The sequence below is a fragment of the Shewanella nanhaiensis genome (assembly GCF_019457885.1).
Classification (GTDB): Bacteria; Pseudomonadota; Gammaproteobacteria; order Enterobacterales; family Shewanellaceae; genus Shewanella; species Shewanella nanhaiensis.
Genome location: NZ_JAHZST010000004.1, coordinates 316515 through 327784, shown reverse-complemented (window position 1 = coordinate 327784; position 11270 = coordinate 316515). Strand labels below are relative to the sequence as shown.

Annotated in this window: 7 protein-coding genes; 4 read left to right on the top strand and 3 right to left on the bottom strand. The window is 45.9% G+C overall.

Going from position 1 to position 11270, the window contains the following annotated elements; genetic code table 11:
* The first annotated feature begins 108 nt into the window (after positions 1–108).
* Positions 109–783, top strand: coding sequence for a DNA mismatch repair endonuclease MutH (gene mutH / locus K0625_RS08135; RefSeq protein ID WP_220109235.1), 675 nt, complete (start codon positions 109–111; stop codon positions 781–783).
* 216 nt (positions 784–999) lie between these two features.
* Positions 1000–2067, top strand: coding sequence for an adenylate/guanylate cyclase domain-containing protein (locus K0625_RS08130; protein WP_012323864.1), 1068 nt, complete (start codon positions 1000–1002; stop codon positions 2065–2067).
* 57 nt (positions 2068–2124) lie between these two features.
* On the opposite strand, the gene oxyR is transcribed toward K0625_RS08130, so the two are convergent.
* From oxyR to mnmL, 3 genes are all read right to left on the bottom strand, one after another.
* A complete protein-coding gene (gene oxyR, locus K0625_RS08125) occupies positions 2125–3036 on the bottom strand; it encodes a hydrogen peroxide-inducible genes transcriptional activator OxyR (protein ID WP_220109234.1) in 912 nt (303 codons plus the stop codon).
* A gap of 241 nt (positions 3037–3277) precedes the next feature.
* Positions 3278–3643, bottom strand: a complete 366-nt coding sequence (locus K0625_RS08120) for an Hpt domain-containing protein (RefSeq protein ID WP_220109233.1) — start codon at positions 3641–3643, stop codon at positions 3278–3280.
* Positions 3644–3796: 153 nt separating this feature from the next.
* Entirely contained in the window at positions 3797–4747 is a 951-nt protein-coding gene (gene mnmL, locus K0625_RS08115; RefSeq protein ID WP_220109232.1) for a tRNA modification radical SAM protein MnmL/YtqA, read from the bottom strand.
* Between the two features lie 511 nt (positions 4748–5258).
* On the opposite strand from mnmL, the gene gltB reads away from it, so the two are divergent.
* Both gltB and K0625_RS08105 read left to right on the top strand, forming a co-directional pair.
* The gene (gene gltB / locus K0625_RS08110; protein WP_220109231.1) at positions 5259–9707 is read left to right on the top strand and encodes a glutamate synthase large subunit; all 4449 of its coding nucleotides are present in this window, start codon (positions 5259–5261) and stop codon (positions 9705–9707) included.
* A 6-nt stretch (positions 9708–9713) separates the two neighbouring features.
* Positions 9714–11123 carry an FAD-dependent oxidoreductase gene (locus K0625_RS08105; protein ID WP_220109230.1) on the top strand — a complete coding sequence of 470 codons (1410 nt, stop codon included), beginning with the start codon at positions 9714–9716 and terminating at the stop codon, positions 11121–11123.
* Positions 11124–11270: the final 147 nt, after the last annotated feature.

Genomic DNA, 11270 nt, shown 5'->3' with positions numbered 1-11270 from the left:
TATCAATAAGTTAGCCTTACCTCTAGAAAATGAGTTATCAACACAAGTTGGCTTGAATGCTTTTTAACCACCAATTGCTATCTCTCCTATCTTTGGTAAAATCAGCGAATGACCACCCCTAACTCCCCCAAAACAATCGATGAATTAATGAATCGTGCCTACGATATGGCAGGATTAACATTAGGTCAGCTCGCCGACTCCCACGGTTTTATCACCCCCGCTAATCTTAAACGTGATAAAGGTTGGGTTGGACAATTGATAGAGCATGAACTCGGTGCATTGGCAGGCTCTAGACCTGAACCCGACTTTCTCCATTTGGGTATTGAACTTAAAACTATTCCAGTAGATAAAAATGGCAAGCCGATAGAGACCACCTATGTAACCGTTGCACCTTTAATCGATATTCAAGGATTGACTTGGGAGACCAGTGTTGTTTGTCATAAATTACAAACTGTCCTTTGGATCCCGATCCAGGGCGATAGGGATATTCCAGTCTCACAGCGGCAGATAGGCAGCCCTATTTTATGGCGCCCTAATGAGGAGGAGCTTGCCTTATTAAAGCAAGACTGGGAAGAGATCATGGAGTTTATTGCTCTTGGCCAAGTTAAGCAGCTCACAGCCAGACATGGAGAGGTGTTACAACTTAGACCTAAAGGTGCAAACAGTCGTTCAGTGACTCAAAGTATTGGTCCAAATGGCAGCACTCAGATGACCAACCCTAGAGGCTTCTATCTTAAGATCCCTTTTACACAATCGATCCTCTCCAGAGCATTCGGTATATAAGCAAAACACCATTAAAATAAGCTAGCTAAATTAACTAAAAAACCTCTAAATACTTACCTTTTAATCTAACTTGTCGATACATTCATCTTATTCGTTTAAATTAAAGCCATGAACTGACTTTCATTTGACTAAGATCACAAATACTACTGGAAATGATGGGGGTATTTTCTATAAAATAGCGCCCCTGACCGCCACCCTTAGGATAACCCCTTTACCGTGAGAGCACGTATACAAGCAAAAAAACTTATTTTTGCGATAATCGCCTGGGGCATCGCCATGGCGGCATTTGTGTTCTTTAGATATGCACAAGCACCGGATCTTCCCCAATGGGCCATCGGCTCTGCAGATCTGGCGACCTTGGCTATCTATATGGGGATCATCTTTGGCAGCTTACACTGGATGTCGAATCTAATTGCTGACTTTAGCGCAATCAATCGCCTCCCTTATCTTTTCTCGGTGATCTTTAAGGGACTCTTTCTCCTGCTTGGCGCAACGACGCTGGCTTATATCACCCAGTTTCTCAATATGTGGGCTATCGAAAACCATATGGCCACCTTGAGACAGATGCTAACAGCGCATATTCTCTATAGTCCCTCATTTCAGGCACTCATTGTCTATCTGGTTGTCGTGCGAGTTGGCTTAGCCTTTATCGAGCAGATGGCGCTGCTTGTTGGGCCGCGAGTACTGCTTAATATCGGGCTGGGTAAGTACCATAAACCAAGGTATGAGCAGAGGTTATTCCTCTACTTAGATATGGTGGCATCAACCACTCACGCCGAGACATTAGGGGATTACCGCTTTAGCCGATTGATCCAAGATAGCTTTAGTCTGCTATCTGATACGGTTGTGAATAATGAAGCTGAGATCTATCGCTATATGGGCGATGCCGTGTTGATACATTGGCCCTTAAAAGATGGTATACAGCAAGATCGCTGCTTCAATATCTATTTTGAGTTCAGCCAACAACTCAATTGGCAACGGCAGTATTTTGAAGAGCAGTATGGTTTTGTGCCCAAGTTCAAGGCTGCCGCTCACTGTGGTCAAGTGGTGGCGGCTGTGGTGGGTGTGCAAAAGCAGGAGATCAGCTTCTTTAGTGATGTGCTTAATACCTTAGCTAGACTTCAAGATCAGTGCAATCCACTGGGACAGAGAATGTTGATCTCAGGCTCACTGGAGTCCCGTTTAGATAATGACAGCAGCCAATACACCTTAACTAACTTAGGGCCGGTCAAGTTAAAAGGAAAGCAGCACTCTATTGAAGTCTTTGGTGTCTCTAACGGCTGATCTTATGCCAATCATAAAAAGCCTGAGACTCGCTCAGGCTTTTATCATTAAATTATCTTAAACAGGCTCTTTAGCTAGGAGATCCTGTATCGCTAAGCCTAAGGTCCTAAAGGTCAAGATACGGCTTGAGGTCTGTCTCCATACCAAGCCGATATCTCGATAGGGCGCCTCACCTGGTGGCTGCATCACCTCTAGATCAGTATCATTGAGAATACCTGCATCTATCGCCATTTGAGGTAGGAATGTCGTTCCCAATTTGCCGTTAACCATCTGCACTAACGTATGTAGACTGGTCGCTGCAAATGGGTTCACCTTAGCACTGTCACCAAGCTGACAAGCACTGACGGCATGCCCAGTAATACAATGTTCAGCCTGAAGCAAAAATATACTTTCATCGGGCAAAGATTGATAATCCAAAGGCTCATGGATCTCACCCGCCAAGTCGTTATGAACTACCAGTTTAAAGGGATCGATCCCCACCTTCATACTGTGGTATCCACTGGTATCCACTGGCAGGGCTAACAATAGAAGATCAAGCTCTCCCTTACCTAAGGCGTCCAATAGCCTCTCAGTCGTATCCTCTTTTAAGAACATGGTGAGATTCGGGTAGGTTTGCTGACACTGTTTAACCACTCGACTCAACAGGAAAGGGGCAATTGTCGGAATACAACCTAAGCGAATATCCCCTGTCATTGGCTCGCCTTGGTGCTTAACCAACTCAACAAGGTCATCGACATCGGTGAGTAACTTGCGCGATCTCAGAACCACCTCTTCACCAATAGCCGTAAAGATAAATGATTTATGATCCCGCTCAATTAACTGATGTCCAAGCTGCTCCTCTAAGTTTTGTATCCCGCTAGAGAGGGTAGACTGACTGACATGACACATCTTAGCAGCACGATTAAAATTCTGCTCCTGATAGAGGTTCACGAGATAAAAGAGGTTTTTCAAACTGGGTAAGTGCTTCATAAAATCGATTACCAACTAAGATTTTCATTCAGATATTCAATATCGACAATACCATAGTATTAGCACTATTCGCGTAATATCAGACATTAAAATGTGAGCTATCTCTAAAATTTAATTAGGATTTTATGAACAAAAAAGAGAAAAAGACTAAATAAAGCGGGAAATGCGGAGATAAACGCCATAAAAAAGCGCTAATAGAGTCAAGCTCCATTAGCGCCATGCACATAACAAAATCAAGCTGTTATGCTTTCGCCTCTAGATACTGCTTTAATTCAGCTAGATCTAGGCTGGCATTATCAACAATAGCTTGTAACCAGGCTTCGTGACCCTCAGCCCACTCAGCATCTTCACCGTGTTGAAGTAGTTGAGCAAACTGCTGAATACGTTTCAGGCCAACGGAACCGGCGGCGCCTTTAAACTTATGAGCTTCAGAACACAATGTGTCTTTATCTTGAGCTTCTTTAGCATTAACTAAGTTGCCCACATACTCTGGCATCAACTGCTCAAATAAAACGACGCTTTTTAACAAAGTGCCCGCACCAATTGCACTGCAGTACTGCTCTAGAGTATTAAGATCCAAAATTGATTCTATTTCAGCTGTTGCCATATTAAGGCACCTCTCAAAAATTCTTGACTGTATACAAACTAATTTACAACATAATACCCGCTATAATTGCTGGTGCAACTAAATGAGTAATAACAGCGTAAAAACATTCATTTATTAACCATCTTTTAACTAAATTTTAATCAAACCTGCCATTTAACTGTTTTCTATATCGCTTTTTGAATCCATTTTTAACTTAGAAATCAAATAGCTCCCCTGCCCACCTTTAGCTTTTAAGTCATCCACAATCGCAACTAATCCATTCCAACGATAGGCACACCAGTCAGGAGCCAATAAAATCGGTTTTTTCGCATAGGCTGTAACCCTATGAAAAATTATCTCTTTTGGCGTATAACGTATCATCTCACCAACACTAAAAGCGTAATCCTCCATTGACAGTAGCGTAATCCGCGAACTCCGCCACGCTTTTGCCATGGTGCTTCCCTCTACTATATGCAGTGGATGCAACTTAAGCCCATCAACACCGGCTTGAAGTACAGCATGTAAACTATCAAGGTAATCCTGATGTTCCTCTCCAGGCAAACCTAAAATCAGGTGTGTACAGACCTTAATTCCCTTAGCTCGAGCACGGGTCACAGTATCGAGATAGTCGGCTAGAGTGTGGCCACGATTGATCCGTTTCAATGTCTTATCGCTGGCTGATTGCAAGCCCAACTCCAACCAAACATCAATACCGCGGGCCTGATAACCAGCCAGTAACTCAATAACGTCATTGGAAACACAATCAGGCCGAGTTCCCACACACAATCCCACGATATCAGGATCGATAATCGCCTCATCATACTTAGCCTTCAACACCTTATATTCATCATAAGTGCTGGTATAAGCCTGAAAATAGGCGATATATTTTGATGTTCGCCCGGCAAACCTCTCTCTACCTTTATTTAGCTGTTCAGGTATCGATAACTCAGTGCCATGCTCATAACTAAAAGAGGCCACATTACAATAGGTGCAACCCCCTCTTCCCAATGTACCGTCTCTATTTGGGCAGGTAAATTTTGCATCTATGGTTAACTTTTTAAGTTTTTCACCGAAGCGCTGCTTACAAGCAACACCGAACGTATTGACGTACTGATCTAAACCCATTTTCTACTACTACTAGAATGAATGAGCATATTCTAATTCATCTATTGAGCAAAAACGTGGAGCCAAATCAAACTAACCCCATACAACAGAGATAAAGGTGATTTAACAGAAAATAGAGATTCAGCAAAAAAAGGGGGGTAAAAATGTAGTTAACGCATTAGCACTGCATAAATAAGCAAACGTGATATCCGCTTATAATTCATTATATTTGCAATAGAACTCATATTTCTCAAAAAAACTTTACAGCTACTACCGTTACATTTTATTAACTAAAATTTTAACCTTAAAATTAAAATTCTTTTTATTCATAGCGTTATACAAATCAATTTACAGTTTACGTTAACGTAACACGGGTTAAAATTATGGCCAATGAGAGTTAAGCAGTCGCTAATTTATGCATTTATTTGGTTTGACCTTTCTTTAATCAAACGTTAATTTGAATGGTTCGGGTGCATAGTTATAACAAGATTTTCCCGACGTAGTATTCAGTTTAAGTTTAGGGAGTTTGTGTATGAGCTTGTATCACCCCAGTTTCGAGAGAGATAATTGTGGTTTTGGCCTGATAGCCCAGATGGACGGTGAGCCTAGCCACCGCATCGTAAGAACCGCAATTCACGGTCTAGACCGTATGAAGCACCGTGGTGGAATCGCAGCAGACGGCCGTACAGGCGACGGCTGTGGATTACTAATGCAGCTTCCCGTTAAGTTTTTTGAAGCCGTAGCAGCAGAAAACGATTGGCACCTTAGCCGTAAGTTTGCCGTTGGTATGCTTTTCCTCAATCAAAATGACCAACTAGCAGAGCAAACTAAACTCCTGTTAGAGCGTGAGCTTGAAAAAGAGACCTTAAGTGTTGCAGGTTGGAGAAAGGTTCCGGTCAATGCCGATGTACTTGGTGATATAGGTAAAGCAAGCCAACCCCAGATCTATCAAGTACTGATAAACTCCCCTATTGGATGGCGAGAGAAAGATCTTGAGCGTCGCCTCTATATGGCAAGACGCCGTTTAGAGCAGCAGCTTCACCATGATAAAGATTTCTATGTAGCCAGCTTATCAGGCCAAGTCATTGTCTATAAAGGCCTGATGATGCCAGCCGATCTCCCTGAGTTTTATCTTGATCTGGCCGATATCAGATTGCAAAGCTCAATCTGTCTATTTCATCAAAGATTCTCAACTAATACCTCACCTAAATGGCCCCTCGCGCAGCCCTTTAGGTACCTTGCCCATAACGGTGAAATTAATACCATTACCTGTAATAGGCAGTGGGCACGTGCACGTGCTTATAAATTTAATGCTCCACTATTGCCAGATCTGCAACAAGCAGCCCCCTTCGTAAACGAAACTGGCTCAGACTCCTCCTCACTGGATAACATGCTTGAGATGCTTCTTGCTGGCGGTATGGATCTCTACCGTGCCATGCGCTTGTTGATCCCACCAGCCTGGCAAAGTAACCCAGAGATGGATGAGGAGTTAAAAGCTTTCTACGACTTCAACTCTATGCATATGGAGCCATGGGATGGACCTGCGGGCATCGTTATGACCAATGGTCGCCACGCGGCATGCGCCGTAGACCGTAATGGTCTGCGCCCGTCACGCTATGTGATCACCAAAGACAGAATCCTCACCTTAGCATCAGAGGTGGGAATTTGGGATTACGCTCCCGATGAAGTGGTCGAGAAGGGACGTGTTGGACCCGGAGAGCTATTAGTGCTCGACACCCTTAACGGTCAGCTCTACTCTTCATTTGAGATAGATAACGATCTTAAACGTCGTCATCCCTATAAGGCTTGGATGGCGAAAAACAGTCAAAACTTAACCCCAGCCGAAGAGATCCCAATTGCTGAGCAAGGGATCTGTGAATTTTCATCAGAGCAACTGCTGCAATACCAAAAGCATTTTGGTTACTCACGTGAAGAGCTAGAACAGGTTATTTGGGTACTTGCCCAAAAGGGCGAAGAGGCCACCGGCTCTATGGGTGATGATACCCCTATGGCTGTACTCTCTAAAAAGTCACGCACTGTCTATGACTACTTCAGACAGAAATTTGCGCAGGTGACCAATCCTCCTATTGATCCATTAAGAGAGAAGCATGTTATGTCACTCTCTACCTGTGTGGGTAGGGAGCAGAATCTGTTTAATGAGACCACAGGCCACGCCTACCGAGTGATGTTTAACTCTCCTGTGCTTCTGTACAGCGACTTTAACCAGTTAATGGCATTGGATTCGACCTACTACCGCGCTAACAGAGTCGACCTGAATTACGACATCACAGAGGGACTCGAACAGGCGATTATCCGGATCTGTGATGAGTCTGAGCGTCTAGCGCGCACAGGCACTACCCTGCTTATCTTGTCGGATCGTGCAACGGACAAATCTAAGCAGATTATCCCAGCTGCCATGGCAGTAGGAGCGGTGCAGAAGATATTGGTTGATAAGAGCCTACGCTGTGATACTAACATCATAGTAGAGACAGGTTCGGCTCGTGATCCACACCACTTCGCCGTGTTACTAGGTTTTGGCGCAACCGCCATATACCCATACCTGGCATACGAGAGCATCTCGGCACTGGCTAAGCTCAATAATGCCCCTAAAAACTACCAGCTGATGCTGAACTTCCGCCAAGGCATAGATAAAGGCCTGAGGAAGATCATGTCGAAGATGGGGATCAGTACAGTCTCCTCATACCGTTGTAGTCAGCAGTTTGAAGCAGTTGGCCTTGCTAGCAAGGTCGTCGAGCTCTGTTTTAATGGTGTTGTGAGCCGCATCGAAGGTGCTAACTTTAACGAGCTTGAGCAAGATCAGGTTGAGTTACATAAGCTTGCCTTCCGTGCTCACCAGCCCCTATCACAAGGTGGATTACTCAAGTATGTTGAAGGCGGCGAGTACCACTGTTTTAACCCAGATGTGGTTAATACACTGCAAGCTAGCTTAAAAAACCGTGACTACCCAAGTTATAAGAAGTTTACTGAGCTGGTTGATAACCGTCCGATCGCGACACTGCGCGATCTTATCGCCATTAAAGGTGAGCTAGAGGCTGTTGAACTCGATAAGGTAGAGTCCGCCGACAGTCTCTATCCTAGGTTTGACAGCGCCGCCATGAGTATTGGAGCCCTTAGCCCAGAAGCCCATGAGGCATTAGCGGTAGCGATGAACCGACTCGGTGGCCGTTCAAACTCTGGTGAAGGTGGGGAAGATCCAAGCCGTTTCAACTCAGAGCGCAACTCGAAAATCAAACAGATAGCCTCGGGACGATTCGGTGTCACCGCTCACTACCTGATGAATGCGGAAGTACTGCAGATCAAGGTCGCACAGGGGGCTAAACCCGGCGAAGGTGGTCAACTTCCTGGTCACAAGGTGAGTGTTGAGATAGCAGGCCTGCGTAATGCAAGACCTGGTGTTACCCTGATCTCGCCTCCACCCCATCATGATATCTACTCGATTGAAGATCTTGCTCAGCTCATTTTTGACCTTAAACAGATCAACCCAAGCGCCATGGTTTCGGTCAAACTCGTCTCTGAGCCTGGTGTAGGGACTATCGCAACCGGTGTGGCTAAAGCCTACGCCGATATGATCACCATCTCTGGTTATGATGGTGGCACAGGTGCCAGCCCAATAACCTCAGTCAAATATGCCGGTAGCCCATGGGAGCTAGGCCTTGCTGAAGTGCATCAATCTTTGGTTGAGAATGGTCTTAGACATAAGATACGACTGCAGGTAGATGGCGGACTGAAAACCGGCCAAGATGTACTAAAAGCGGCCCTGCTCGGCGCGGAAAGCTTCGGTTTTGGTACCGTACCTATGATTGCATTAGGGTGTAAATACCTGCGTATCTGCCACCTGAATAACTGTGCAACGGGCGTTGCTACTCAGAACACTAAGTTGAGAAATGAGCACTACCACGGTCTACCTGAGCGTGTCATGACCTACTTTGAGTTTGTCGCAAGAGAGATCCGCGAAGGGATGGCTGCGCTAGGGGTCACTCAGTTTGAAGATCTTATCGGTCGCAGCGAGTGGTTAACCACACTAGAGGGCAAGACATCTAAGCAGCAAGGGCTAGATCTTAACCCTATCCTCTATACACCCAAAATACCTGAAGGCAGTGCAAAAACATGGCGTGAACTCAATCACACTGAAGATAAAGGTCTGTTGAATCAAGTCGTTTTAGACAAGGTTAGAGATGCCGTTGTCGCGGGCGAGTCGATTCAAGCGCGATTTGATATCAATAATACCGATCGCTCCGTTGGTGCTTCACTCTCAGGCTTTATCGCCAAAACAGTGGGTAAAGAGGGAGCTAAACAGCCGATACAGTTAAGGTTTAATGGTAGCGCAGGCCAGAGCTTTGGTGTCTGGAACTCACCAGGGTTAGAGCTCACCTTGTGTGGCGACGGTAACGACTATGTAGGCAAAGGGATGTCAGGTGGCAAGATCACCATACATCCACCGCTAGGAAGTACCTTCCAGAGCGAACGCTCGGCCATTATCGGTAACACCTGCCTCTATGGCGCCTCCGGTGGTAAGTTGTTTGCTGCAGGAACCGCAGGAGAGCGATTTGCCGTGCGTAACTCGGGCGCCACTGCAGTGGTTGAAGGCTTAGGTGACAACGGTTGTGAATATATGACTGGCGGCATCGTACTTGTTCTAGGAAGAACTGGCGTGAACTTCGCTGCGGGTATGACAGGCGGATTTGCCTATGTGTTCGACAGGCTTGGCCGCTTCCATCGCCGAGTGAACACTGAGCTAGTCGACACACAAAAAGTCAGCTCACCGTTACATCAGCACCACTTAAGAGGCTTAATAGAGGAGCATTTAGCGGAAACAGGTAGCGAGCATGCCAAGATGCTACTGGCTGACTTTGAAAACTGGATCGAATGCTTTGTCTTAGTGAAACCTAAAAATGTACCGGTTTCAGATCTATTAAAACTTGAGCAATCACAACCAGAATTAGCTGTAGTAGCGGGGTAACAACTGATGAGTAATGATTTCCAATTTATAGAAGTTGACCGCAAAGATCCGGTTAAGCACCCAGCAAAGAAGCGTGCTACTCAGTTTATTGAGATCTATCAGCCCTTTGCTCAAACTCAAGTCAACGAGCAGGCCGACCGCTGTCTCGATTGTGGTAACCCATATTGTGAGTGGAAATGTCCACTGCATAACTATATCCCTAACTGGCTCAAGCTTGCCCAGCAGGGGCGTATTTTAGAGGCTGCCGATCTGGTTCATGAGACCAACACCTTGCCTGAAATATGTGGCCGGGTTTGCCCTCAAGACAGACTGTGTGAGGGTGCCTGTACCCTTAATGATGAGTTTGGCGCTGTGACTATCGGCAATGTAGAGAAATACATTACCGATACCGCCATTGCACAGGGCTGGCGACCAGATTTGACCAAAGTCACCCCAAGAAAAGAGCGTGTCGCCATTATCGGGGCGGGGCCAGCCGGTCTTGGCTGTGCTGACATCCTTGCCCGCAATGGAGTTCAGTCGGTAGTTTTTGATAAAAATCCACAGATAGGCGGCCTACTCACCTATGGTATTCCCGCCTTTAAGCTGGATAAGTCGGTGATGGCCACACGCAGAGAAGTCCTTGAAGGTATGGGGATCGAATTTAAACTTGGCGTGACTGTAGGCGCAGATATCCCATTCGAAGAGTTGGTCGAACAGTATGATGCCGTCTTCCTCGGCATGGGGACTTATACCGCCATGAAGGCGGGTTTGCCCGGAGAGGATGCTCAAGGTGTACATCAAGCTCTGCCCTACCTCATTGGCAACACACACCATATTATGGGCACCACAGATCCAGACTCTCCTTACCTGAGTTTAGAGGGTAAAAAAGTCGTGGTTCTCGGTGGCGGTGATACTGCGATGGATTGTGTTCGCACCGCAGTTCGCCAAGGGGCAACTGAGGTCACATGTGCCTATCGCCGAGATGAAGAGAATATGCCAGGCTCACGACGTGAGGTGCAAAACGCCAAAGAGGAGGGAGTGAACTTCCTCTTCAACCGACAACCTGTCGCCATCGAAACTCAAGATGGTATCGTCACAGGTATCACCTGTGTAGAAACTCAGATGGGAACAGCTGACAGCAGTGGACGTCGACGTGCAGAAGCCATTGAAGGTAGTGAAGCCTTACTTGACGCAGATGCCATCATCATCGCCTTCGGCTTCCAACCGAGTCCTGCATCTTGGCTCAAGGAGCATAATGTCGACTTAGATGAGTGGGGACGTGTTATCGCGCCAAAAGCGGCCGATAATCCATTCCAAACCACGAACCCTAAGATATTTGCTGGCGGTGATATGGTGCGCGGCTCAGATCTGGTGGTTACCGCTATCGCCGAGGGACGAGATGCAGCACTAGGTATCCTCAATACCTTCGAAGACTAGCTCTAAACTCCTCCCAGCAATGGGAAAGTGTTCCAAAAAAGCACACCGAAAGGTGTGCTTTTTACTATTCAAAATAACTAACCAGAACAGTGATTACCTCTGCATTTTACAATATTAACAAAACAATATACCGTAAAGATGTGCAAT

What these genes read in the sequence shown, in the direction of transcription:
- mutH (WP_220109235.1), top strand. Translation starts at nt 109, where the DNA reads ATGACCACCCCTAACTCCCCCAAAACAATCGATGAATTAATGAATCGT.
- oxyR (WP_220109234.1), bottom strand. Translation starts at nt 3,036, where the DNA reads ATGAAGCACTTACCCAGTTTGAAAAACCTCTTTTATCTCGTGAACCTC.
- K0625_RS08120 (WP_220109233.1), bottom strand. Translation starts at nt 3,643, where the DNA reads ATGGCAACAGCTGAAATAGAATCAATTTTGGATCTTAATACTCTAGAG.
- mnmL (WP_220109232.1), bottom strand. Translation starts at nt 4,747, where the DNA reads ATGGGTTTAGATCAGTACGTCAATACGTTCGGTGTTGCTTGTAAGCAG.
- gltB (WP_220109231.1), top strand. Translation starts at nt 5,259, where the DNA reads ATGAGCTTGTATCACCCCAGTTTCGAGAGAGATAATTGTGGTTTTGGC.
- K0625_RS08105 (WP_220109230.1), top strand. Translation starts at nt 9,714, where the DNA reads ATGAGTAATGATTTCCAATTTATAGAAGTTGACCGCAAAGATCCGGTT.